25 protein-coding genes, 3 tRNA genes and 1 riboswitch are annotated in these 23485 nt (G+C 40.7%); of the genes, 6 read left to right on the top strand and 22 right to left on the bottom strand.

What is annotated here, in order from left to right; translation table 11 throughout:
- Position 1 precedes the first annotated feature (1 nt).
- The 8 genes from QT16_RS02795 to QT16_RS02835 all read right to left on the bottom strand — a co-directional run bounded on the left by QT16_RS02795 (position 2) and on the right by QT16_RS02835 (position 5675).
- Positions 2-772 (bottom strand): TIGR04219 family outer membrane beta-barrel protein, encoded by a 771-nt coding sequence (locus tag QT16_RS02795; RefSeq protein ID WP_002957929.1) that lies wholly within the window; start codon positions 770-772, stop codon positions 2-4.
- Between the two features lie 3 nt (positions 773-775).
- The gene (locus tag QT16_RS02800; protein WP_024603343.1) at positions 776-1762 is read right to left on the bottom strand and encodes a DUF2333 family protein; all 987 of its coding nucleotides are present in this window, start codon (positions 1760-1762) and stop codon (positions 776-778) included.
- Between the two features lie 8 nt (positions 1763-1770).
- On the bottom strand, positions 1771-2280 hold the full coding sequence (locus QT16_RS02805) for a copper chaperone PCu(A)C (RefSeq protein ID WP_039485429.1): 510 nt from the start codon (positions 2278-2280) through the stop codon (positions 1771-1773).
- A gap of 79 nt (positions 2281-2359) precedes the next feature.
- Entirely contained in the window at positions 2360-2686 is a 327-nt protein-coding gene (locus QT16_RS02810) for a hypothetical protein (protein WP_002957925.1), read from the bottom strand.
- A 171-nt stretch (positions 2687-2857) separates the two neighbouring features.
- Positions 2858-3064, bottom strand: a complete 207-nt coding sequence (locus QT16_RS02815) for a PspC domain-containing protein (RefSeq protein ID WP_039485433.1) — start codon at positions 3062-3064, stop codon at positions 2858-2860.
- A 9-nt stretch (positions 3065-3073) separates the two neighbouring features.
- Positions 3074-3754 (bottom strand): PspA/IM30 family protein, encoded by a 681-nt coding sequence (locus tag QT16_RS02820; RefSeq protein WP_039485436.1) that lies wholly within the window; start codon positions 3752-3754, stop codon positions 3074-3076.
- A 244-nt stretch (positions 3755-3998) separates the two neighbouring features.
- Entirely contained in the window at positions 3999-4931 is a 933-nt protein-coding gene (gene dusA / locus QT16_RS02825) for a tRNA dihydrouridine(20/20a) synthase DusA (RefSeq protein WP_039485439.1), read from the bottom strand.
- Between the two features lie 123 nt (positions 4932-5054).
- Positions 5055-5675 (bottom strand): MarC family protein, encoded by a 621-nt coding sequence (locus tag QT16_RS02835; RefSeq protein ID WP_039485441.1) that lies wholly within the window; start codon positions 5673-5675, stop codon positions 5055-5057.
- A 95-nt stretch (positions 5676-5770) separates the two neighbouring features.
- Here QT16_RS02835 and QT16_RS02840 point away from each other — a divergent pair, with 95 nt between their 5' ends.
- The 3 genes from QT16_RS02840 to QT16_RS02850 all read left to right on the top strand — a co-directional run bounded on the left by QT16_RS02840 (position 5771) and on the right by QT16_RS02850 (position 7176).
- Positions 5771-6208: a transcriptional repressor gene (locus QT16_RS02840; protein ID WP_002957918.1), complete on the top strand. Its 438-nt coding sequence runs from the start codon at positions 5771-5773 to the stop codon at positions 6206-6208.
- Between the two features lie 75 nt (positions 6209-6283).
- Entirely contained in the window at positions 6284-6751 is a 468-nt protein-coding gene (locus tag QT16_RS02845) for a chemotaxis protein CheX (protein WP_024595807.1), read from the top strand.
- The gene (locus QT16_RS02850) at positions 6748-7176 is read left to right on the top strand and encodes a secondary thiamine-phosphate synthase enzyme YjbQ (RefSeq protein WP_039485443.1); all 429 of its coding nucleotides are present in this window, start codon (positions 6748-6750) and stop codon (positions 7174-7176) included. Before QT16_RS02845 ends, QT16_RS02850 begins: the two co-directional genes overlap by 4 nt.
- A 231-nt stretch (positions 7177-7407) precedes the next feature.
- Here QT16_RS02850 and QT16_RS02855 read toward each other — a convergent pair.
- The 4 genes from QT16_RS02855 to orn form a co-directional block, all read right to left on the bottom strand.
- A tRNA-Gly gene (locus tag QT16_RS02855) sits at positions 7408-7483 on the bottom strand.
- Between the two features lie 43 nt (positions 7484-7526).
- Positions 7527-7602, bottom strand: a tRNA-Gly gene (locus QT16_RS02860).
- A gap of 43 nt (positions 7603-7645) precedes the next feature.
- Positions 7646-7721 (bottom strand) — tRNA-Gly (locus QT16_RS02865).
- A gap of 258 nt (positions 7722-7979) precedes the next feature.
- Positions 7980-8525, bottom strand: coding sequence for an oligoribonuclease (gene orn / locus QT16_RS02870; protein ID WP_004336052.1), 546 nt, complete (start codon positions 8523-8525; stop codon positions 7980-7982).
- Between the two features lie 121 nt (positions 8526-8646).
- On the opposite strand from orn, the gene rsgA reads away from it, so the two are divergent.
- Positions 8647-9705: a small ribosomal subunit biogenesis GTPase RsgA gene (gene rsgA / locus QT16_RS02875; RefSeq protein ID WP_024603418.1), complete on the top strand. Its 1059-nt coding sequence runs from the start codon at positions 8647-8649 to the stop codon at positions 9703-9705.
- A gap of 15 nt (positions 9706-9720) precedes the next feature.
- Positions 9721-10587: an archaetidylserine decarboxylase gene (gene asd, locus QT16_RS02880; protein ID WP_004336058.1), complete on the top strand. Its 867-nt coding sequence runs from the start codon at positions 9721-9723 to the stop codon at positions 10585-10587.
- Between the two features lie 1109 nt (positions 10588-11696).
- Here asd and QT16_RS02885 read toward each other — a convergent pair.
- The 8 genes from QT16_RS02885 to QT16_RS02920 all read right to left on the bottom strand — a co-directional run bounded on the left by QT16_RS02885 (position 11697) and on the right by QT16_RS02920 (position 19376).
- Positions 11697-12446, bottom strand: a complete 750-nt coding sequence (locus tag QT16_RS02885; protein ID WP_152609333.1) for a HesA/MoeB/ThiF family protein — start codon at positions 12444-12446, stop codon at positions 11697-11699.
- Between the two features lie 35 nt (positions 12447-12481).
- Positions 12482-14017 carry a thiamine phosphate synthase gene (gene thiE / locus QT16_RS02890; RefSeq protein ID WP_007585026.1) on the bottom strand — a complete coding sequence of 512 codons (1536 nt, stop codon included), beginning with the start codon at positions 14015-14017 and terminating at the stop codon, positions 12482-12484.
- Between the two features lie 10 nt (positions 14018-14027).
- A complete protein-coding gene (locus QT16_RS02895) occupies positions 14028-14819 on the bottom strand; it encodes a thiazole synthase (protein WP_039485461.1) in 792 nt (263 codons plus the stop codon).
- A gap of 5 nt (positions 14820-14824) precedes the next feature.
- On the bottom strand, positions 14825-15019 hold the full coding sequence (thiS, locus tag QT16_RS02900; RefSeq protein WP_002960781.1) for a sulfur carrier protein ThiS: 195 nt from the start codon (positions 15017-15019) through the stop codon (positions 14825-14827).
- A 7-nt stretch (positions 15020-15026) separates the two neighbouring features.
- Entirely contained in the window at positions 15027-16028 is a 1002-nt protein-coding gene (locus QT16_RS02905) for an FAD-dependent oxidoreductase (protein ID WP_039485469.1), read from the bottom strand.
- 106 nt (positions 16029-16134) lie between these two features.
- The gene (thiC, locus tag QT16_RS02910; RefSeq protein ID WP_039485472.1) at positions 16135-18087 is read right to left on the bottom strand and encodes a phosphomethylpyrimidine synthase ThiC; all 1953 of its coding nucleotides are present in this window, start codon (positions 18085-18087) and stop codon (positions 16135-16137) included.
- 143 nt (positions 18088-18230) lie between these two features.
- A riboswitch (TPP riboswitch) is annotated at positions 18231-18345 on the bottom strand.
- 107 nt (positions 18346-18452) lie between these two features.
- Positions 18453-18851 carry an META domain-containing protein gene (locus QT16_RS02915; RefSeq protein WP_010555269.1) on the bottom strand — a complete coding sequence of 133 codons (399 nt, stop codon included), beginning with the start codon at positions 18849-18851 and terminating at the stop codon, positions 18453-18455.
- A gap of 126 nt (positions 18852-18977) precedes the next feature.
- A complete protein-coding gene (locus QT16_RS02920; RefSeq protein WP_039485478.1) occupies positions 18978-19376 on the bottom strand; it encodes an acyl-CoA thioesterase in 399 nt (132 codons plus the stop codon).
- A gap of 84 nt (positions 19377-19460) precedes the next feature.
- Here QT16_RS02920 and QT16_RS02925 point away from each other — a divergent pair, with 84 nt between their 5' ends.
- Entirely contained in the window at positions 19461-21578 is a 2118-nt protein-coding gene (locus QT16_RS02925) for a TonB-dependent receptor (protein WP_182749630.1), read from the top strand.
- Between the two features lie 291 nt (positions 21579-21869).
- Here QT16_RS02925 and epmA read toward each other — a convergent pair whose 3' ends face one another.
- Positions 21870-22844, bottom strand: a complete 975-nt coding sequence (gene epmA / locus QT16_RS02930) for an elongation factor P--(R)-beta-lysine ligase (RefSeq protein ID WP_039485485.1) — start codon at positions 22842-22844, stop codon at positions 21870-21872.
- A gap of 56 nt (positions 22845-22900) precedes the next feature.
- Positions 22901-23467 (bottom strand): elongation factor P, encoded by a 567-nt coding sequence (efp, locus tag QT16_RS02935; RefSeq protein ID WP_024596699.1) that lies wholly within the window; start codon positions 23465-23467, stop codon positions 22901-22903.
- Positions 23468-23485: the final 18 nt, after the last annotated feature.

Below are 23485 nucleotides of genomic sequence, written 5' to 3' on the forward strand. Positions count from 1 at the left end.
ATTAAAAGTGAACCTGAATACCCGCAAATGGGCCAGATGCATCAATATCAGTAGTAATATCATCTACATCATCAAGTTCTAATACCATAGAGCGGTAACCTGCTTTAACAGCAACATCTACTGCTAGGTTATCAATAAGTTCCCACGCTACGCCTACTTGGTAATCTTGTACTTTGCTATCGTCAATAGCCAAAAAGCTACCTTCAAAAAATACACTTAAACCAGTAAATGGTAAGCCTGCTTCGGCACGACCGTATGCAAGAGGAACAAAACCAGAGAAGTCTTTTGTTTCGGTAAAGTTAGTACCACCATTTTGAGTAGTACCATTTACAACAATATCACCATCAAACTGCTTAGCATTTAAACCTAAGTCAATTGAGATTAAGTCATTATCAAAAATCTCATAATAAAAAATGTAATCGATGTGTGTTAAATCACTTACCGTATTTACCGTAGAGCCTACAACATAATCAGAGCCATTAAAGCTAAATGTATCTGTAAGTAGCGCAGAACCATTTAACTCAAGCTCGGTATACTTTAATTTAATATTTGGAACTAATGGTACAGGGTGCTCAAGTGCCGCGTAGTAACTTACAAAAGTCTCATCTTCAAAATTAAAATCTTGAGATGCATTATTTTTATAAGAAAATTGACCATCGTTATCTGACTTCCACCCATCAACACCTACGTATAAACCTAGTAGAGTGTCAGCTTGCGCTGCTGGTGCTAAACATGCCATTGAAAGGGCTGCTGCTAAACAATACTTTTTCATTTTTTATCCTTGAGCTAGTAGTTCGCTGAGTTCGATTAAAGCCGCATTGGCTCTAGAAATATAATTTGCCATAACTAAAGAATGGTTTGCCACATAGCCAAAACCATTGCCGTTTAAAATAAGTGGGCTCCATACTGTTTCTTGAGTCGCCTCTAGTTCACGTATGATTTGTTGTAAGCTTACACGTGCATTTTTCTTTTCAAGTACGTCATTAAAGTCATACTCTATCGCTTGTAAAAAATGCAGTAATGCCCAAGTTGCACCGCGCGACTCGTAAAACACATCGTCAATTTCTAACCATGGTGTTCTTACTTGCTGCTGCAGTGGCGCAAGAGTTGCTTGTTTATTAGATGAATTACCCGCTAAATCGGTGTTCACTTTTTCTTGGCCTACGCTCGCACTTAAACGTTGGCTTAAGCTACCTAAACGTTTTTCAGCTTCTTTAAGCCAACTACGTAAGTTATCTGCTCGTGCGTAAAATTGGCTATCGCGCTCATGCTCATTAGCAATTTGTCCACGATATACCATTAAGTAGTCAATACCTTTTTGGTACTCACCTTCGGCACTTGGCCATGCCCATGCCTCAGAGCTTATATTAAACTGCGGCTGCGCCTTTTTAAGGGCTTCATGTTCCGTTGATTGTGATTGAGAACGGCTAAAATCTTTTCGCATAGAAAGCGATAAATCACGTACCATTTCTAGTGCGCCATATTCCCACGCTGGCATATCATCCATAATAATACTTGGTGGTATTACATCATTTGATAAGTAGCCACCCGGTTTATCTAGTAAGGTATTGGCTACCGTAATTAATGTAGAAGTAGTTACATAACCCGTTACTATTTTTTCATTACGAAGCTGCGCTTGCTCTTTCGCGTTTGCAACAACGTCAAAACGTGAAGGTTCTGTGCTCCAATAAACAGCAATTGCGTAAAAAATGATAAGCAGTAAAACAATTATTCCTGCTATTTTTCCTTTATGTTGCGACATGTGTACTCCTAATGATGAGCGTGTTGAGTAGATGATTTTGACTGCTTAGCTTGCGCTTCAAGCGACACGACTTGAGCATTAGTAAATAAGCGATTACCGTCACTAAAATATAGTGTGAGTTTACGTTCTTGTCCTACTTTTAATGGCTCTTGTGGTTCAAATGCCATTAAATGATAACCGCCAGGCTGAAAGCTGACACTTTCGTGCGCCTTAATTTCAACCGATTCAACTTGTTGCATTTTCATCATGCCGTCTACATGTGAATGCTCGTGTATTTCAACACGCCCTAAGCCATCAATAGTTGCCTTAGTTAAAGTTGCTGCGGCTCCACTGTGATTAATAAGGGTTAAATAACCTACAGTTGAAGTACTGCCAGGTAAAAACTCTCTAACTTGCGCGTTAGTTACTTCGAGCACAGCCACATCAGAACCATGATCGTGCCCTGAGTGCGCCGCCAACGATGACGAAAAAAAACTAAATATTAATGCAGAAGCCATCGAAAAACATAGTTTCGTCATCATTCTTATCCTTATGAAAACTTTAAATTACAGGCTAAATTTAACATAGTTAACCTATAATAGTCAGTCAAATTAAGGATTAAGAGGCTACTTTTTTGTTATCGGCAACAAGCCAACACAACACTGCAACAAATAGTAACGGCCATGCAATCATTATAGATCCGAATAAAAGCGCTAAAACAGTCCCTGCTAATGCCACTACACCCGCACCAACTAATCCCATAGTAATTAAAGCCACTACCGCAACTACAGCAATAATTGCGGCCAAAGCACCTACAAGCTCGAGCCCAGCCCAACTAATATCAGCAATCCATAACGGCAACTGCCAAGAATCAATCTGCACAAACGTTATTAAATCAGTAAACAGTAATAAATAGATAATTACACATACTGCCAAAGCTTTCATAGTAACTCTCCTTATACCAACCGGCTTATATATGAGGCCTATTTAACGATAAGAAAATTGCGCTATAACTAGGCAAAAATTTTTATACTTAGCTGTTCTAAATTAAAATTTTTAACAACGTTATGGGTGATTTAATTCGTTAAATTGTTCAAATATTTATGCCTATTGGTATTAATACTCTTTATTTTCAAGGCAGCAATGCGCTATAAAATAGCCAAGTGCAACTGCAAACGGAAAACTCAAAAATAATAAAATAGTAACTAGGCGGGTTGCCCAAACCGGAAAGTCCAATCTATGGGCTAAACCACTACAAACACCCGATATTTTTTTATTCAGAGTATCTTTATACCAACCTTGTTGACGATTAAAGCTGTTCATAGCAATCTCCTAAGCAGTGTGTTTTAAATTAGTATTTAAGTTCGCCTTTAAGCGAGCCAACTCAGCATCAATTTTTTCATTTTTAACTAACGACTCAATTTGGGCACTGGTAGAGCTTGCTGTATCAGTCAGCTCATAAGCCTCTACTTGAGCTTCAATACCTTCAACACGCTGCTCTATTTGCTCAAAACGAGACAACGCATGAGCTACTTTATCGCTTTGTAGTTGCGTACTGATTCGCCCTCTAGCAATAGCAACATTATGGCGTTGCATTAACTGAGCTTGCTTAGTTTTAGCCATAGCCATTTTTTGCTGCAAGCGTTCACAATCAGACTTAATTTTTGCAATAGACTCTTGCAATGTTTCTAGTTGAGTTTGCTTATTTTCAATGCTTTCGTTAACGCGTTGCTTCTCAAGTAAAGCTGATTTAGCAAGGTCATCACTGCCCTTCTCAACCGCACGTTCTGCTTTCATTTGCCAAGCTGCTAATTCTGTTTTTTTAGTATCAATTTGGCGATTAATTACTTTCTCTTCACACAATAAAGCGGCTGCTGTACTACGGCACTCATTCAATGCATCTTGCATCTCGGTAAGCATTAGGTTTAAAAGTTTTTCTGGATCTTCTGCTTTATCAAGCATGGCGACAATGTTTGATTGAATTACATCATTTACGCGGTTAAATATTCCCATGGTATTCTCCTGTTGATTTTTAATTAATTTCAACAAGAAGATTCCAAGAGTTGTGCCAAGTCCATCAAAAACAAAATAAAGCATTTAAAATCATAATGGTAAATAACAAACACTCTAAATTTTAGTGACTTTAAGCTGAACAACATAGAGTGGAATTGGCCAATAAATTATGATTTTGACTAATTTTTAGGATCAAAAAAGCCACTCGAAAGTGGCTTAAATTTAGAATTTTTAAAGCTTAGTTTTATTCTGGTACAAAGCTTAATGCTTTATCCATTACCGATAAATCAGCTTGCTTACCGTGACCACTTTCAGAAAGGTGGCGTCTAAAACCTCGCGCACCAGGCTGCCCCTGAAAAATACCGAGCATGTGACGTGCAATATGCCAAAAATTAGCACCCAAACGCATTTCCTCTTCAATGTAGTCATACATTGAACGCACTACGTCGTGGCGTGACTGCGTGTTTGCAGCATCACCATAAATTTTCTCATCAACGTCATTGAGCATAAATGGGTTGCTGTAAGCCTCACGCCCAATCATTACGCCATCAATATGTTGCAAATGTTCTAGGCTCTGCTCAATTGTTTTAACACCGCCATTTAGGCTTAAGTCTAGCTGCGGATAATCTTTTTTAAGTTGATAAACACGTGGATAATCAAGCGGTGGAACTTCACGATTTTCTTTTGGACTTAAACCATTAAGCCATGCTTTACGAGCATGAATAATAAAATCATCACACCCTACTTTATGCGACGCTTCAATAAGCGCACATAAAAACTCATACGAATCTTGCTCATCAATACCAATACGCGTTTTAACGGTAACAGGAATGCTTACTTCGTTTTTCATTGCTGCAACACACTCAGCAACTAATTGAGGCTCAGCCATTAAACATGCGCCAAATCGACCATTTTGAACTCTGTCTGACGGACAACCTACATTTAAATTTATTTCGTCATAGCCACGCTCACCTGCGAGCTTTGCACATTGCGCAAGCGCTTTAGGATCAGAGCCACCAAGTTGCAGTGCAACTGGGCCTTCGTGTTTATTAAAATGTAAGTAGTCGCCGCGACCAAATAAAATAGCCCCTGTGGTTATCATTTCAGTATAAAGCACAGTATGTTTAGTCATTTTGCGATGAAAAGTACGACAATGGCGATCAGTCCAATCAAGCATTGGGGCCACAGAAAAGCGTCTATCCAAAGTACATTTATTCAAAGCAAACCTCAGGGTATTAAAGTTATTAAGCACAGCTTAAAAGGCGCTGCATTTTACACAAAAGCCTAGCGAGCATCAATGTTAAGAGAAAACCTGCAAGCCAAAATAATGGGCTATGCCATTTAAAATATTGGTAACCGCAACCGAGCTTAAAATAAGCCCCATAATTCTACTTATTATACTTGCACCACTGTCACCAATTAATTTATGTACATGCGTTGCAAGCAGTAACAAAACCAGTACAACAGCCAATACAGCAAGCATCATCGAAGACGTTAGTAACTGCTCAACCCAAGTATATTCTTCATTACGAGTCATTAATACGGCGCCTAACATAGCGCCAGGGCTCGCGATAGAGGGAATCGCAAGCGGAAAAATAGCGGTTTCAGTGCTGTCGCGTACACTTTTAATTTCGGCTTCTGGTTTACTTTCACCAAATATCATTGAGAGCGCGAAAATAAGTAATATGATACCGCCGGCTATTTGAAAAGCCGAAAGCGGAATTTCAATTGCGTTAAGTAATTGCTCACCTGCAAGTACAAAAAATAAGAGCACTAATGCAGATACGCCTACCGCTTTATATATAACTTTACGTTTAAATCTCTCATCATCACCACGTGTGACTGCAATAAATACAGGTACAGTACCAATGGGGTCAATAACCGCAAAAAAGAAAATAAATATAGCTAATAGTTCGTGCATTACTGGGTTTCCTAGGTAAAAAGCGCTTAATAAAAACGCTGCAACTACAACACAGTATGTTAGTATATCACGGTAGCATAAGGATAAGAGTAATGATGAATATAGAATCACTCGTAAGTAAAGCAAAACAAGTTTGTGACAACCGTGGCGCGCGTTTTACGCCTATCCGCGAGAAAGTATTTCGCCTATTAGCCAGCGCACAAGGTGGTGTTGGTGCATACGATTTGCTTGAGCAATTAAAAATAACTGAAACGGGTGCTAAACCTGCAACTATTTATCGTGCATTAGACTTTTTAGCTGAGCTAGGTTTTATTCATAAAATTGAAAGCACAAATGCATTTATGCTGTGTCATCATTTTGATCATATACACCCAGTACAATTGTTAATTTGCGATACCTGTGGTTTTGTCAAAGAATTACACTCGAGTGTAATTTCGCATGAGCTAAATAATTTAGCTGCCGAAGGTGGGTTTGTTGTATCAGGGCAGACAATAGAAGCACATGGTAAATGTGAATCTTGCAGAGCATCATAATCCTTCAAAGTTATCCTTAGTGACTATACTCAAACTATATAGTCATTTCACAGAACAAATTTAAGAGTAGCCACTATGAATGTAGAATTCATCAATCCCTTTTTATCCTCTTTAATTAATGTTTTGAGCACTATGGCTCAAACTCAATTGAAGCCAGGTAAACCTCGCATTAAAACTGATGAGATAGCCTGTGGTGATGTATCAGGTTTGATTGGGATGGTTGGCCCGCAAACGCGAGGATCATTTTCAATTACATTCGACGAAGAATTAGCACTCACCATCATGGAGCGTATGCTTGGCGAACGCCCTGATGCTATAGATGAAGAAGTTACCGATATGGTTGGCGAAATAACCAACATGGTGACCGGTGGTGCTAAAAATTTACTTGGCGAGAAAGGCTTCGACTTTGATATGGCAACGCCTATTGTGGTATCGGGTAAGGGTCATACAATTACTCACAAAAGCCAAGGTAAAAAAATCATCATGCCATTTAGCTGTGATGCTGGTAATGCAAACATTGAAGTTAGTTTCGATAAATTATGAGTTGGCAGCAAAAACAAATTACATTAAAGCCTCGCCCGCGAGGTTTTCATATAATAGATGACGAAATATTGTCTCAGCTTCCAGAACTGGCGAGTTACAAAATAGGCTTGTTGCACTTATTTATTCAGCATACCTCAGCGAGCCTTACAATAAACGAAAATGCAGACCCCACTGTTCGTATGGACATGGAGAGCCATTTCAATAAATTCGTTCCTGAGCGTCAACCTTATTATCGCCACGATTATGAAGGTGACGACGACATGCCTGCACACATAAAAACCAGCACGTTAGGCTGCCAGTTAAATATTCCTATTTCAAATGGTTATTTAGCGTTAGGTACATGGCAAGGTATTTATTTAGGTGAACATCGCGATTCTGGTGGTTCTAGACGAGTTATAGCAACTATTCAGGGGGAGCTATTCTAATAAAAGCTCTCGGTTTCAAAGTATTGACTCTTTACCTCACTCATACCTCATAACTTCAAAGTACAACACCTTTATTGTAGGCGTATAGCTCGCGCGAGAAACCATAGCTTCTAACAACCAAAACTTTAATGCTGAATATTGCACAAAGAATAAAGTAGATAAGAGAGATTTTAAATTATAATTTTATTTATGATTTTTAATACAGAGAATTTTGAAAGGATATAAAAATATTGGAGCGGTACACGAGGCTCGAACTCGTGACCTCGACCTTGGCAAGGTCGCGCTCTACCAACTGAGCTAGTACCGCATTATATTTTCATTCAACACTGCAATTTCTTTTGGTTAGAAATTGGAGCGGTACACGAGGCTCGAACTCGTGACCTCGACCTTGGCAAGGTCGCGCTCTACCAACTGAGCTAGTACCGCATTATATTTTCATTCAACACTACAATTTCTTTTGGTTAGAAATTGGAGCGGTACACGAGGCTCGAACTCGTGACCTCGACCTTGGCAAGGTCGCGCTCTACCAACTGAGCTAGTACCGCATTTTTTATTTCTTCAGTTATTTTACGTTGGTGCGCGACAGGTCGCGTTCAACATTCTAGCAACTGAGCTAGTACCGCATTTTCACTTCTTCAGTTATTTTACGTTGGTGCGACAGGTCGCGTTCAACATTCTAGCAACTGAGCTAGTACCGCATTTATTGATGGTAATTCAATCACTCAAACACACTAACCCCGCGTGGGTTATCGTCTTGAGCGGGGCAGGATTCTACAATAATCCGATGTGTTTGCAAGTGTTTTTTACAAATTAAAGAAATTTTCTCTATAGACTTTTAATTCCATAATCGAATCTTTAATGTCATCCAAAGCAAGGTGCGAACCTTTTTTGTTCACTTTTGCAAGCACTTCAGGTTTCCAACGACGTGCTAATTCTTTAATAGTACTCACGTCAAGATTGCGGTAATGAAAAAAATCTTCAAGTTCACGCATGTATTTATTCATAAAGCGGCGGTCTTGCCCAATTGAATTACCACACATTGGTGATACACCTGCAGGCACCCACTGTTTTAAAAAATCTAACGTTTGTGCCACGGCATACTCTTCATCGAATGTACTTGCTTTACAGCGCGCTGTTAAACCCGACTTACCATGCTGCGTAGTACACCACTCGTCCATACCATTTAGTAATTCATCACTTTGATGAATAGCTATAGTTGGTCCTTCAGCTAATATATTCAGGTCTGCGTCAGTGACAACCGTCGCAATTTCGAGTATTTTATCGGTCTCTGGTTCGAGTCCTGTCATTTCAAGATCGAGCCAAATTAAATTTGATTTATTAATAGTCATAATTACCTAAGCGGTGCTTTCCTTTAGATCCAACGCATTTCGATATATCATATTAGCATCAACCGTCGAGCTAAAGCTTTTTTTAGGAAAAGCGACATTTAACTAAGGTTATAGGCCTCCAGTGGCAAAACAGAAAAAATTAAGTAAAGGCCAATCGCGTCAGATCAAGGCCAACCACCAAAAGCGCATTAATAGTGCAGACTCAAAACCAGCTAAAAAAGGCGCGCAAGAGTGGCAAACCGATAATTTAGGTCAGGTCGAGAGCGCAATTGTGATCAGTCGTTTTGGCCAACACGCCGATGTCGAAACTGAAAATGGCGATGTACTTCGTTGTAATATACGACGTACCGTGTCAAATTTAGTGTGTGGTGATGAGGTATTGTTTCGCCGTGCCAAAGTAAGTGAAGGTGATTTAGCCGGAGTAATTGAAGCCACGCAAGAGCGTCGCTCGCAACTTACCCGCCCTGACTTTTACGACGGCGTAAAAGTTATTGCAGCTAACATTGATCAAATACTCATGGTATCGGCGGTATTACCTGAGTTTACCCCAAGTATTATCGACCGCTATTTAATAGCCTGTGAAGATATGGGTATTGAGCCAATTTTAGTACTCAATAAAATAGATTTAATTGATGACGCAGGTCTTAGCGAAATACAAAAAGTTCTCGATATCTATCGTAAACTTGATTACCAAGTACTCCTTGTTAGTAATATATCGGGCAATGGTATTGATGAATTAAAAGAAGTACTTGTTGGTAAAAATAACATTTTTGTTGGCCAAAGTGGTGTGGGTAAATCCACCCTCGTTAATACTGTATTACCTAACGCTGAAATATTAACTAAAGAAGTATCTGAAAACAGCGGCTTAGGACAGCATACAACAACTGTTTCACGCCTTCACCATTTACCAAGTGGCGGTAACCTAATCGACTCACCAGGAATTCGTGAGTTTGGTTTATGGCATTTAGATGTTGAGCGTGTAACTTGGTGCTTTAAAGAGTTTAGAGAATTTATAGGCGGATGCCGCTTTAGAGACTGTAAACATTTAAACGATCCGGGCTGTATAGTTAAAGAAGCTGTAGCAGATGGCAAAATTTCTCAATTGCGCTTTGACAGCTACCACCGAATTTTAGAAACAATGGCCGATGGCCGTGCAGGCGCCCGTGCGCCTCGCGTATAATTTAGGATAAATACTGTGAGTTTAGACAAATTTAAAATCGCAATGCAGTACGCAATGCCAAAACATTTTATTTCACGCGTAGTCGGTAAATTAGCCGCAGCTAAAGCAGGCGCTTTAACAACGACTTTAATTAAACTATTTATTAAGCAATATAAAGTAGATATGAGCGAAGCCCAATACCCAGATCCGGCTCATTATAAAAGCTTTAATGAATTTTTTACTCGCCCTTTAAAAGACGGCATGCGCCCAATGGTAGAAGATAGCAATATCATCATTCATCCAGTGGATGGCGCAATCAGCCAGCTAGGCGATATTGTTGACGGACAGCTAATACAAGCTAAAGGTCACGATTACAGCTTACAAGCGCTACTAGGCGGCTCACAAGATGATACAACACCATTTTTAGGCGGTAAGTTTGCCACTATTTATTTAGCGCCTAAAGATTACCACCGTATTCATATGCCAATTGATGGTACACTAAGCAAAATGATTTACGTGCCAGGTGATTTATTTTCAGTAAACCCACTTACCGCGCAAAACGTGCCTAACTTGTTTGCGCGTAATGAACGGGTAGTCGCAATTTTTGAAACTGAGATTGGTCCGCTTGCAATGGTACTCGTTGGCGCAACAATTGTAGCCAGCATTGAAACTATTTGGGCAGGCACTGTCACGCCACCAGCTGGTAGCGATGTATTTAGTTGGAAATACCCAACCACTGGCGATAACGCTATCACGCTTAAAAAGGGTGAAGAAATGGGTCGCTTTAAATTAGGCTCTACTGTGGTACTAGCATGGGGTGCTGATAAAGCCGAAATACTGGATGACCAACTACCAGAAGTGGTTACTCGCTTAGGTACTGCGTTTGCAAAAATTAACGACTAAATCAATCGTTAATTAGAAATCAAAAAAACCGCGTTATTTAAACGCGGTTTTTTATTTTTGTAGGCGCAAAGCCTGCTCACGCGAAAAGCGCAGCTTTTAATATTTATAACTGATACTTTACTTACTTATTGGCTTCTCTAAAGCGAAGCACCCTCTCAACCTCTTTGTGAATAAATCACTTAAAACCTTATTGCACAAAGAGAAGCAAAAGAGGAGTAAATGAGAAAACATAAAACATAGTAATTATTTATTTTTACTTCTCTAAAGCGCAGCGCCCTCTTAGCCTCTTTGTGAATAAATCACTTAAAACCTTATTGCACAAAGAGAAGTAAAAGAGGAGTAAATGAGAAGACATAAAACATAGTAATTATTTATTTTTACTTCTCTAAAGCGCAGCGCCCTCTTAGCCTCTTTGTGAATAAATCACTTAAAACCTTATTGCACAAAGAGAAGTAAAAGAGGAGTAAATGAGAAGACATAAAACATAGTAATTATTTATTTTTACTTCTCTAAAGCGCAGCGCCCTCTTAACCTCTTTGTGAATAAATCACTTAAAACCTTATTGCACAAAGAGAAGTAAAAGAGGAGTAAATGAGAAGACATAAAACATAGTAATTATTTATTTTTACTTCTCTAAAGCGCAGCGCCCTCTTAACCTCTTTGTGAATAAATCACTTAAAACCTTATTGCACAAAGAGAAGTAAAAGAGGAGTAAATGAGAAGACATAAAACATAGTAATTATTTATTTTTACTTCTCTAAAGCGCAGCGCCCTCTTAACCTCTTTGTGAATAAATCACTTAAGATCTTATTGCACAAAGAGGAGTAAATGAGAAGACACCAAAGCATAGAAATTACGAGCTTTGCTCGTCACGCCAGCAAGCTGTGCGTCTACAAGTTTGGTGCAAAAGTTTGATATGTTGTAGGGCTTTATCTACAGCGCAGTATTAAATACTAGACGTAAAGGCAAGCTCACTGACTTCGATGTGATAAATGATAGCTAATCATTTATCAATGAGAGATACAAGACGTAGAGCTTTCTCACGCGAAAAGCGCAGCTTTTAATTCTTTAACGCTACATTTAATAAAAGGCACAACTCCCTCAAAAACCTATTTACCACACTCTTTACACTCTGAATCTTTAATCACTTTGAAATGCTGCTGCTTTAAAGTAAGCGCATCAAAGGTTATAAATTCCCCCCCCTCTGCATGCCCTAGCAATAAGTTAAGCGTAAGTTGCGCCTGCATAGAGCCTATTACACCCAGTAGCGGGCTAATCACTCCTGCGTTACTGCAATTGATAACTGGTGTAGCTTCGCTTTGTGGAAAAACACAGCCATAACATGGGCTATCACTTTGCCTAAAATCAAAGCCCATTAACTGCCCTTTAGTTGCCAATGCAGCACCAGAAATTAACGGTGTTTTATTAGCAATACAATAACGATTAACGCAATAGCGAGTGCTAAAGTTATCAGAGCAATCAAGTACGATGTCAGCACCTTTTAAAATGTTAACTGCATTATTCTCATCTAACTTTTGGCAATGCGTTACTATGTTTATTTGATTATTAAGACTCGCTAATACTTTACCCGCTGCGGCGACCTTGCTTTGCCCTAAGTGGTTTATTTTATAAAGCACTTGGCGCTGTAAGTTTGAAAGCTCAACCTCATCATCGTCAATTAAAATAAGCGTTCCAATACCTGCAGCGGCTAAATATAAAAGCGCTGGGCTACCTAGACCACCAGCCCCCACTACTGCAACCGTTGAGGATTTAAGTGCTAATTGCCCTTCAAGCCCAACTTCTTCAAGCAATAAATGGCGGCTGTAACGCAGGGTTTCTTTATCGCTTAGCTCACTCACGTTTATCAGCCTTATTAGTATTACCCTTGTTAGTTTTAATTGGCACTGCTTATGGCCACTTGCAGAGCGCTTATAGCCTCTACGTAATTATCAGCTTCGGTAATCGCACGCACTACTGCAACACTGCCTACGCCTGTTTTCGCTACCTGCTCAGCACGGCTTAAATCAATACCGCCTATTGCTACTGTTGGGTAGCTTTGCATAAGTGGTACAAACTTAATCAGCTTTTCAAGGCCTTGTATTTGACCTGTCATGTCTTTAGTGGTGGTTGGGTAAATAGCACCAAATGCCATGTAACTAGGGCGATAATTATGCGCACGTAGCATTTCATAAAAACCATGAGTAGAAAGCCCAAGCCTTAATCCAGCGTCTTTAATTGCCGCTAAATTAGCAATGTCTAAATCCTCTTGCCCTAAATGCACACCATACGCACTATGTTTAATAGCTAGCTGCCAGTAGTCGTTTATAAATACCTGTGCGTTGTATTTCTTGCCCAGCTCAACAGCTTGCTTAATGAGCCCATCAAGCTCATCTTGCGTTTTATTTTTAACGCGTAACTGCGCTGTTTTAATGCCTTGTTGTAAGCATTTTTCTAACCAATCTGTGCTATCTACAACCGCATATAAGCCAAGCGATTTACTTTCACATGGAGCAAAATCAGCAGCCATATTAAAATCAAGCGGCACATCAAAATCAAGCTCATCACCCAGCCAGCTACCGGGCTCAATTACTTGTGGGTAGTCAGCTAAATTAGTGGGGAACGATGTATGAGCAACCGGTCCAATCCCTTCGCCGTAGCGTACCGACTGTTTTAGCCCTTGGTTTATATACGCTTTAGCTAAAATAAAGGCATCTTTTAATGGGTAGTCTTTAGCTAAACACGCAGCAATGACCGAAGCCATGCTACATCCGGTGCCGTGGTTATGCGGTGTTTGTATTTTTTGATTGCCTAACCAATATTCTTCGCCATTTTGTGTATTACTATCAATACAATAATCAATGCAGTAGCCACTTGGGTAATCCCAATGTCCGCCTTTAATAACAACGGCTTTTGCGCCCCAGCTTAATAGCTTATTAGCCGCTTCTTTTATTGCAGCCGGGCCAATTAAATACACACCGGTTAATAACTGTGTTTCGTGGGTGTTTGGGGTTATTACATCCACCAGCGGCAGTAAACATTCTTTTATTGCACTTACCGTGTCCTCTTCTGTTAGTAAGTCACCGCTTGAAGCAATCGCAACAGGGTCATATACAATAACGGGAGGCACAGTCCACTTAGCTTTATAATGACTTATATGTTCGCTGATCAACTGAATTTGCTGCACATTGGCAAGCATGCCAATTTTTATTACTTTGGCTTTCATGTCTTTTTCAAGCGCAAGTAACTGCGATTCAATAATATCGGTAGACACCGCATTAATAGCTTCTACGCCTAAACTATTTTGTGCAGTAAGCGCCGTAATTGCCGTGCAGCCATGTACACCAAAACTTTGCATTGCTTTTATATCAGCTTGAATACCTGCACCGCCGCCCGAATCAGATCCGGCAATTGTCCACACTACGTTATTCATATTCTTTCCTTCACTGCTGATGCCAAAATGGCATACCCATTGTAGGGGTTGATGGGGCTGCAACGTCTTTTTCAGGCATTGCTTTTGCTTGATATGCAAAGCGCCCTGCTTCAACTGCGGCTTTAAATGCGCGGCTCATAGTAATTGGGCAGCCCGCCCCTGCAATGGCTGAATTTAATAATACCGCATCATACCCCATTTCGAGTGCTTGGCAGGCATGCGATGGCAAACCTAAACCTGCATCTACTATTAATGTGGTATCGGGTAAACGCTCTCGGATAGTTTTTAAATTATAGCTATTTAACAAGCCTTTACCTGTGCCTATTGGCGCCCCCCACGGCATAAGCACCTCACACCCTAGCTCATTTAAGCGCTGACAAAGTACTAAGTCATCGGTGCAATAAGGCAATACTTTAAAGCCATCATTAATTAATATTTTTGTGGCTTCAAGTAGCGCAAAAGGGTCAGGCTGTAAATTGTAATCATCGCCAATCAGCTCCAGCTTAATCCAATCGGTGGCAAATACCTCTCGGCACATTTTTGCAAGGGTTGTCGCTTCTTTAACACTGTGGCACCCGGCGGTATTAGGCAATATTTTTAAGCCTGTATTTTTTATTAGCTGCCAAAAGTCATCACCTGCTGTTGCACTTTGCTGGCGCCTAAGCGACACGGTAACAATTTCAGCCCCAGAGGCGACTATCGATTGGGTCATGATATCAGGCGACGGATAAAGCGCAGAGCCTATTAATAAACGGCTATTTACTTGCTCACCATAAATAGTTAAACAGTCTTTAGTTTGCATGAGCTTTATCCGCCTTGAATGGGTGACAGCAACTCAACACTGTCGCCTTCATTAAGTACATAGTTACTGTGCCGACTTTGTGGAATAAATTCGCCATTAACAGCCACAGCAAAAGGCGCAACTGCACCAAAACTTTGAAGTACCTCAACGAGCGCTTTGCTATTAACATTAAGTAGCTCGCCATTAATTGTAATGTTCATTTTATTCTCACTCTATTCGTGAAACTACTTGCGCCACTAATGCCGGTGCCAGCATATAACCATGACGATATAAGCCGTTAATGCTAATTACATTGCCAACTTGTGATACTTCTGGGCGGTTATCGCTAAATGCAGGGCGTAATCCGGTTTGAATATTAAGTAGCCGTGCTTCGGCAAATCCGCTGTGTACGGTATAAGCCGCTGAAAGTAACTCAAGAGTTGATCGCACTGTTGCGGCGCCGCTATCTTGCGATTCTATTTCGGTCGCACCAATTACATATTCATGATTAGGTTTAGGCGCTATATAAATTGGGTAACGCGGATGCATTAAACGCACAGGTCGCGTTAAATTTACTTCAGGTGCATATAGTCTTGCGACTTCACCGCGCACACCTCTAAGCGGTTTATCGCTTTTAGCACCAAGCCCACGACAATCTATAATATAGTCAAATGGCCGATTATTTATTTCGCCGTTTTTAATGGTTACGCGCTGGTTAAACACACACTTAACTTTGCGCTTGTTGAGCATGGTAAAACTTGCTTTATAAAAGGCTTGGTTATCTATTTGCCCCTCGCAGGGTAAAAATAGACCTTGATTAAACCGATTAGCAAGCTCTGGCTCTAACTGCGCTATTTGCTGAGCATTCAATGCCTGAGCGCTTTGCCCTGCTATAGGCTTTATTCTCTGGGTAAAGCTTTGTAGGTCGCCTTTATCTTGCTGATGCGCAACGACCAATGTGCCTTGCTGCTGAAAAAACACATCCCCCTCAAGTCCACTCACTATTTCTGGCCAGCGCTTCATTGAATCAAGCCCCATTAAAGCTAAATCAGCCTCGCATAACACCGACTCAGCCAGCGGTGCCAGCATGGCTGCTGCCACTTTACCGGCGCTATTTGGGGTTTGCTCATCGTCTGCTTCAAACACCGTTACATGATGCAACTTACTTAGCTCAAGGGCAGCTAAGCGCCCTGCTAAACCAAAACCCACCACAGCAATGTTATAAAACATAAAACCTCCAAAAGCAGTTATTAGTAGGTGCGAATTCACTCGCACTTCTTCAATATTTAAAGAAGCGAGGTATAAAACCTCACCTACATCTGTATCTAACTTCTTGCTATACCGCTTTGTGGTAAATTTCTGAGCCTGTTTGCTTAAACTGGGCAGATTTAGCTTTCATTTCGGCTTCTACATCAATCATTTTTATTTCAATAGCGTCGCCAGCGTCATTTGGATCAATACCGCGTGTTTCTAAATCTTTAGCGTAATCGCGTACTTCTTGGCTAATTTTCATAGAGCAAAATTTAGGGCCACACATAGAACAAAAGTGAGCCACTTTGCCTGACTCTTGCGGCAGGGTTTCGTCGTGATACTCACGAGCACGCTCTGGATCTAAACCAATATTAAATTGGTCATGCCATCTAAACTCAAAGCGTGCTTTTGATAGCGCGTTATCGCGCTCTTGCGCGCCAGGATGCCCTTTTGCTAAATCGGCGGCATGCGCTGCAATTTTGTAGGTAATTAAGCCTTCTTTAACATCTTCTTTATTTGGCAGACCTAAATGCTCTTTAGGTGTTACATAGCAAAGCATTGCACAGCCGTACCATGCTATTTGAGCGGCACCAATACCAGAAGTAATATGGTCGTACCCTGGTGCAATATCGGTCGTTAACGGGCCTAAAGTATAAAATGGCGCTTCGTCACAATGTTTTAATTGCTCGTCCATATTGGCTTTAATCATGTGCATTGGCACATGCCCTGGGCCTTCAATAAATACTTGTACGTCGTGCTTCCACGCAATTTTAGTCAGTTCACCTAATGTGCGCAGCTCACTAAACTGTGCTTCATCGTTGGCATCAGCAATCGAGCCTGGACGAAGTCCATCACCGAGTGAAAAACACACATCGTATTGTTTTAAAATTTCGCAAATGTCTTCAAAGTGCGTGTATAAAAAGTTTTCTTTATGATGCGCTAAACACCACTTAGCCATAATTGAGCCACCGCGCGACACAATACCGGTTACACGTTTAGCCGTCATTGGTACGTAGCGAAGCAGTACACCGGCATGAATAGTAAAGTAATCAACACCCTGCTCGGCTTGCTCTATAAGCGTATCGCGGAAAATCTCCCACGTTAAATCCTCAGCCACACCGTTTACTTTTTCAAGCGCTTGATAAATCGGTACTGTGCCAATAGGTACAGGCGAGTTACGTACAACCCATTCGCGCGTTTCGTGAATGTAACGCCCCGTTGATAAGTCCATCACGGTGTCTGCGCCCCAGCGGGTAGACCACACCATTTTTTCTACTTCTTCTTCAATAGATGAGCTTACTGATGAGTTACCAATGTTGGCGTTAACTTTTACTAAAAAGTTACGGCCTACAATCATAGGTTCTGTTTCTGGATGGTTTATATTATTTGGTAAAATAGCGCGACCACGGGCTATTTCGTCGCGTACAAACTCTGGGGTAATAAATTCAGGAATACTCGCACCAAACGACTCGCCTTTATGCTGCGCGGCAAGTAATTCTTTACGAATTTCTGCACGTCCCATATTTTCACGAACAGCTACGTATTCCATTTCAGGGGTAATAATCCCTTGGCGTGCGTAGTGCATTTGCGTTACGTTTTTGCCTGTTTTACCACGGCGAATTTTTGGAAGGTGATCAAAGCGAATATGATCCAGCCCTTCATCTGCCATGCGCTGCTGCGAAAACTGCGACGTCACTGATTCTAAAATTTCGGTGTCACCACGGCTTTCAATCCATTGTTCACGAAATTTTGGTAAGCCTTTGCGTACATCTAGTTCAAAATTAGGATCGGTATACGGGCCCGACGTATCGTAAACACGTAGCGGATCGTTTGACTCATAAACAGGGTTTTCATCTGTACCGCCAATAAACGTATCACTTAATGTGATTTCACGCATACCAACGCGCACGCCAGGTTGAGTGCCTTCAACGTATACTTTATGAGAATTTGGAAACGGTTGACCCGTTAAGTTATAAATATATTCAGACGCGGCAGCACGAGTTTCTCGGCGTGACGCTTTATTTGTAGTATTTGACATGACTTGCCTCATTGCTTAAGGGTTGTCTTGTCAGATATTCCGAGGAATAGAGAAAGATCGTAAAGTAGCGTACATGCTACTTTGCAGCCTAAAATAAACAAAATCGCTTTATTGTGCGCATAAAAAAAGACGCACAAGCGTCCCATTTTAGGCAGCTTGTTCCCTACGCAGGTATTAACCTGATCAGGTTCACGGATCCCGCTTTCGCGATCTCAGCCAAAAACTAATTACTTAGCTTTGGCACTCCGACAAGTATTGATATATAAATTCTGTTCGTTAATTTGAAGGTGTTATCCATCAAATCTGCGCTGAGTGTACGTCAGTTAAAAACTGCCCGCAAGGGGCTGTTTTTCAAAAACTTAAAATTATTTAGGGATAAACACAAATGTTTGCTCGCCTTGCATGACTAATTGCTGGTCTTGCATTTTAAGCTCGGCACCTTGCTTTAAGGCTTGTAATAACTGCTGCTCAAACTCATCAAGGTCTTCGCCGCACGACTTGCGCGTCATTCCTAATTTACTTACGGTAAGGTTACTTTCTTCAAGCGAGCCCTCACCAAAAAATTTGTTACAGCCAGCAAAACCGTTTACTTGCAGCGCTTCAATAAAGCTCATTGATGCATTAAACGAAGGTGGAATTGCTAAACCATCAACACGTGATAATTGCCATTGGGTGTATTTAAGCTGCTCACTGGTAACCGTCCCTGTTGATGCGCAACCAACACATAAACCGACTATAAGCATCGGTATTGCTGCTAATTTCATGCTACTACTAACTAATTGTCTAATTAATGTAATAGTAACAATATTTATGCCCTTTATCCGTTAAAAATGCATGTTTTAAATGTAAATTTTTGTTCTATGATAGTTTAAAAGTTGTCCGATTAAGTACTAAGTTGTAGTTTTGAATACGTTATCTATTTGCTCTGGTAAAAATGGCCTACCTTTTTCATTAACAGACGTTCCTATAACCAGTGCATTGAGCATTACTTTTTCATCGTTTTTACGTATAACCGTTTGCTTAAAGGCAAATTTTAAACGGCTAATACGCTGCGGCTCTACAACCACATAAAATTCATCACCTGGTAATAGAGAATGCTTATAATCCATTTCGCTGCGCATCACGACTAGGTTAATTTTATCTTTTGCTAACTGAGCAAAATCAATACCGTGTGCGTACAAGAACTCATGTCGAGCATGCTCTAAATAATTAAAATAGACGCTGTTGTTTACAATACCTTGTAAGTCACATTCGTAATCACGTACCTTGAAGTCAACTTTAAAGGTCATATTAGTAATCCTGATTATTTAACGTATAATTGCCGCGTTTATAGCACATGTGTTTAAATAATTGCTACCATACGAGTCCCTAAAATGGAGTTAAGTAACCCAATGAACTTACGTTTGTCTTTAATTACTGCCGCACTTTTACCGCTGCTTGGTGCACCAATTGCAGCTAACGCTGATGATAGCGACCTAGAAAGAATTGTTGTAACTGGCGATTTTCAGCGCGAAAGCATTCAAACTTTAAGCGCGAGTGCGAGCTTATTCAGCGAAGATGAAATTAATCAACGTGGTGCAAGTTACTTAGACGAAATGTTAGGCAGTACCGCCAATGTAAATTTTGCATCTGGTGCATCACGTGGTCGTTATATTCAAATTCGTGGCGTGGGACTTCGTTCACAATTTGTAGACCCTATTAATCCATCTGTAGGCTTAGTTATTGATGGTATTAACTATTCTGGCCTTGGTGGCAGTTCATTATTATTTGATATAGACCAAGTAGAAATTTATCGTGGCCCACAAGGTACACGCTTTGGCGCAGACGGTATGGCCGGTATGATCCAAATGGGTTCAGCTAAAGCCACAAGCGATCCAAGCTTAAAATTACAAGTAGGTGCTGGCACATACAACACCCGCGAAGCAGGCATTGCAGCAAGCACAGGCTTAACAGATGACACTAGCGCACGCGTTAGCTACTTTCGCAGAAAGTCAGACGGTTACGTAGATAATCTGTACTTAAATGACGAAACACAAAATCAAGACGAACAAGTAGCCCGCTTTAAATTAAACAGCCAGCTTACAAAGCATTTAAATACTGAGTTAAACCTTCACTATATTGATATAAACAACGGCTATGATGCGTTTACGCTTGATAACAGCCGCAATAGTGTTGCCGATGAACCAGGCCAAGATAATCAACAAAGCTACGCAATAGGCGTTAATAATACTTACACGGGTTTTGACGCTTTTGATGTAAATTTAAACCTGTCGGCTATTGATACCGAATTACTTTACAGCTTTGACGAAGACTGGGTATGTAACGATACAAGTGAGCCAAAGTTATGTGCTGCAGGTTTACATCCTGATGGATACAGCTCAACCGATCTTTACAGCCGCGATCGCGACGATCAGTCTGTAGATTTACAATTTAACTCTAAAACAGGTAACTGGGTTGCGGGTATTTATTACCAAAACCGTGACGTTGATTTAGAGCGCCAATACACATGGTTAGCAAGCCCATTTTCTTCAACTTACGAAACGAGTAATGTTGCAGTATATGGTCAAGTAGCGACACCAATTGGTCCTAAAACAACATTAATTACAGGTTTACGTGTAGAGCAATACCAAGGCGACTACACCGATAGCAATGGCTTTATACAAGATACTGACGATGTAATGGTTGGCGGTAAAATAGCGCTTGAATATCAAGTAATTGATCGCACTATGATCTACACCAGCATAACCCGTGGCTACAAAGCCGGCGGTATTAATTCAGAAGCCCTCGCTAAAGCAAAAGATGAAGGCTTAAACCTAAGCGCTGATTTTTTCCAGCAACACACCAGTTTCGACCCTGAATATTTATGGAGCGGCGAATTTGGTGTTAAAGGTTCATCACTTGATGACAAATTTACACTTCGCTTAGCAGCATTTTACATGCACCGCGACGATATTCAGTTAAAAGCATGGCAAGTAGAAGGTCAGCAATTTACCGGTTATGTTGATAACGCAAGTTCTGGTAGCAACTACGGACTTGAAGTTGAAGGTAGTTACCAACTAACTGATAATCTATTTTTAACAGGTAGTGCTGGTTACTTAAACACCGAAATAGACGACTTTGTGACACAGTCAGGCTTAAATCAAGACGGTCGTGAGCAAGCACAGTCACCTAAATACCAGTATGCGTTTACTGCTCGCTATAACTTTACTAATGCATTTTACGGTATGGTTGGTATTGAAGGTAAGGACGATTACTACTTCTCAGATAGTCACAATTCACAAGCACCAAGCAGCAACTTAGTTAATTTAAGCTTTGGCTACGAAGCTGACATGTGGGCAGTACGCGCATGGGCTCGTAACGTGTTTGACGAAACAGTCCCTACACGTGGTTTTGAGTTTGGTAACGATCCACAAGATGGTTACGCAACGCATACCTACACACAATTAGGTGAGCCTCGCGTAGCAGGTGTTACGTTTACACTTAATCTGTAAAGCATAGCCGTTGGCTTTCAAATGAAAGCTACAGCAAGCAATAAAAAAACACCGCGTTTAATTTAAACGCGGTGTTTTTATTTGTAAGTGAGGTTTTATACCTCGCTTATTTATAAAGTTAAATTACATGAGCGCGAAATAAATTCGCACCTACAGGTTTGCCGTAGGTTGTTGGGGTTGATGTTTATTGTAGGTGAGGTTTTATACCTCGCTTATTTATAAAGTTAATTTACATGAGCGCGAAATAAATTCGCACCTACAGGTTTTCCACCTACACCTACAAGTCAAGCATCAGGCTCTTTGCACATCAAACGCGATTACGTCTTTAATTTTTTCTTTATTTGTAGCGAGCATTACAAGCCTATCTATACCCAAAGCCACCCCTGCGCACTGAGGTAATCCATGCTCCAGCGCTTTAATTAAACGCGTATCCATTGGCACTTGCTTTAAACCGTTTTCAGCACGGTATGCGTTATCTTCATTAAAACGCTTAGCTTGCTCGCTGGCATTTGTGAGTTCGTTAAAGCCATTCGCCAATTCCATATTTTTATAATAAAGCTCAAAGCGCCCTGCTACGCGTGTATCGTGTTCACAAATTTGTGCAAGTGCCGCTTGAGAAGCTGGAAAATGATACACAAAACATGGCTTATCTTGTCCTATTGTAGGCTCCACTTTCATACAAAATAATAATTGTAGTAAGGTATCTTTATGCGTTTCATTTTGAGCTATATCAGCAAATCCATGCTCACACGCTAGTTGCTTTAATTGCTCTATGTTCGCTGTTAGCGGATCGAGCCCAAGTGCTTGTTCAAACGCTTGCTGATAAGTAAGCCTTGTTGCCGGCTCAACATCTAAAACAAGCCGCATTAGTTCATCCATTTCATCCATAAGTGCAAATTCATCAAAGCCTGGGCGATACCATTCAAGCATTGTAAATTCGGGATTGTGATGACTACCTGCTTCTTCATTTCTAAATGCTTTACAAAGCTGAAAAATAGCGCCTGAGCCTGCTGCTAACAAGCGTTTCATAGCAAACTCTGGAGATGTTTGTAAAAAAAGAGGGAGCCCACCTGCGTGCCCTGGACCTACAAATGTGGTGTTAAAACTGGCCAAATGCACATCGGTTACACTGGCACTGCTTAAGCTCGGCGTTTCTACTTCCATTACATCACGTGCATAAAAAAACTCACGAATGCTACGTAATATCGCTGCACGTTGTTTTAGTGTTTCAATGCTTGCGCTTGGGGCCCAAAGATCTGCTGACATATTTTCTCCAAAAAAAATCCCAGCTTAAGCTGGGATTTTATAAACAATGTTAAAGCTTACTTAACACGGCTTACGTATTCACCGTTACGAGTGTCTACTTTAATTACTTCGCCAATTTGTACAAATAATGGAACTCGTACCACAGCGCCTGTGCTAAGCGTTGCTGGTTTACCACCAGTGCCCGCTGTATCGCCCTTAAGGCCAGGATCTGTTTCAGTGATCTCAAGCTCAACAAAGTTAGGTGGTGTAACAGCAATAGGGCTGCCGTTCCATAATGTGATTGTACATAAATCATTTTCAACTAACCATTTAACTGCATCGCCTAGTGCTTTTTCGTCAGCAGCAATTTGCTCAAATGTTTCGTTGTTCATGAAATGCCAAAATTCGCCGTCTGTGTATAGATACGCTAAATCTGTATCCATTACATCAGCACCTTCAACTGATTCACCCGATTTAAAGGTTTTTTCAAGCACCTTACCAGAGATAAGTTTACGGATACGAACACGGTTGAACGCCTGGCCTTTACCAGGTTTTACCATTTCATTTTCTAAGATACTGCAAGGCTCGCCGTCCATCATAATTTTTAGGCCGCCCTTGAACTCGTTGGTGCTATAATTCGCCATCGTTTCCTCTATTTATAT

Origin of the sequence: Pseudoalteromonas distincta (assembly GCF_000814675.1) — a bacterium.
GTDB classification, from domain to species: domain Bacteria; phylum Pseudomonadota; class Gammaproteobacteria; order Enterobacterales; family Alteromonadaceae; genus Pseudoalteromonas; species Pseudoalteromonas distincta.

Excerpts from the sequence above, each read along its gene's own strand:
- QT16_RS02795 (WP_002957929.1), bottom strand. The coding sequence starts at position 772 with ATGAAAAAGTATTGTTTAGCAGCAGCCCTTTCAATGGCATGTTTAGCA.
- QT16_RS02800 (WP_024603343.1), bottom strand. The coding sequence starts at position 1,762 with ATGTCGCAACATAAAGGAAAAATAGCAGGAATAATTGTTTTACTGCTT.
- QT16_RS02805 (WP_039485429.1), bottom strand. The coding sequence starts at position 2,280 with ATGACGAAACTATGTTTTTCGATGGCTTCTGCATTAATATTTAGTTTT.
- QT16_RS02810 (WP_002957925.1), bottom strand. The coding sequence starts at position 2,686 with ATGAAAGCTTTGGCAGTATGTGTAATTATCTATTTATTACTGTTTACT.
- QT16_RS02815 (WP_039485433.1), bottom strand. The coding sequence starts at position 3,064 with ATGAACAGCTTTAATCGTCAACAAGGTTGGTATAAAGATACTCTGAAT.
- QT16_RS02820 (WP_039485436.1), bottom strand. The coding sequence starts at position 3,754 with ATGGGAATATTTAACCGCGTAAATGATGTAATTCAATCAAACATTGTC.
- dusA (WP_039485439.1), bottom strand. The coding sequence starts at position 4,931 with ATGCTTGATTGGACTGATCGCCATTGTCGTACTTTTCATCGCAAAATG.
- QT16_RS02835 (WP_039485441.1), bottom strand. The coding sequence starts at position 5,675 with ATGCACGAACTATTAGCTATATTTATTTTCTTTTTTGCGGTTATTGAC.
- QT16_RS02840 (WP_002957918.1), top strand. The coding sequence starts at position 5,771 with ATGAATATAGAATCACTCGTAAGTAAAGCAAAACAAGTTTGTGACAAC.
- QT16_RS02845 (WP_024595807.1), top strand. The coding sequence starts at position 6,284 with ATGAATGTAGAATTCATCAATCCCTTTTTATCCTCTTTAATTAATGTT.
- QT16_RS02850 (WP_039485443.1), top strand. The coding sequence starts at position 6,748 with ATGAGTTGGCAGCAAAAACAAATTACATTAAAGCCTCGCCCGCGAGGT.
- orn (WP_004336052.1), bottom strand. The coding sequence starts at position 8,525 with ATGACTATTAATAAATCAAATTTAATTTGGCTCGATCTTGAAATGACA.
- thiE (WP_007585026.1), bottom strand. The coding sequence starts at position 14,017 with ATGAATAACGTAGTGTGGACAATTGCCGGATCTGATTCGGGCGGCGGT.
- QT16_RS02895 (WP_039485461.1), bottom strand. The coding sequence starts at position 14,819 with ATGCAAACTAAAGACTGTTTAACTATTTATGGTGAGCAAGTAAATAGC.
- thiS (WP_002960781.1), bottom strand. The coding sequence starts at position 15,019 with ATGAACATTACAATTAATGGCGAGCTACTTAATGTTAATAGCAAAGCG.
- QT16_RS02905 (WP_039485469.1), bottom strand. The coding sequence starts at position 16,028 with ATGTTTTATAACATTGCTGTGGTGGGTTTTGGTTTAGCAGGGCGCTTA.
- thiC (WP_039485472.1), bottom strand. The coding sequence starts at position 18,087 with ATGTCAAATACTACAAATAAAGCGTCACGCCGAGAAACTCGTGCTGCC.
- QT16_RS02915 (WP_010555269.1), bottom strand. The coding sequence starts at position 18,851 with ATGAAATTAGCAGCAATACCGATGCTTATAGTCGGTTTATGTGTTGGT.
- QT16_RS02920 (WP_039485478.1), bottom strand. The coding sequence starts at position 19,376 with ATGACCTTTAAAGTTGACTTCAAGGTACGTGATTACGAATGTGACTTA.
- QT16_RS02925 (WP_182749630.1), top strand. The coding sequence starts at position 19,461 with ATGGAGTTAAGTAACCCAATGAACTTACGTTTGTCTTTAATTACTGCC.
- epmA (WP_039485485.1), bottom strand. The coding sequence starts at position 22,844 with ATGTCAGCAGATCTTTGGGCCCCAAGCGCAAGCATTGAAACACTAAAA.
- efp (WP_024596699.1), bottom strand. The coding sequence starts at position 23,467 with ATGGCGAATTATAGCACCAACGAGTTCAAGGGCGGCCTAAAAATTATG.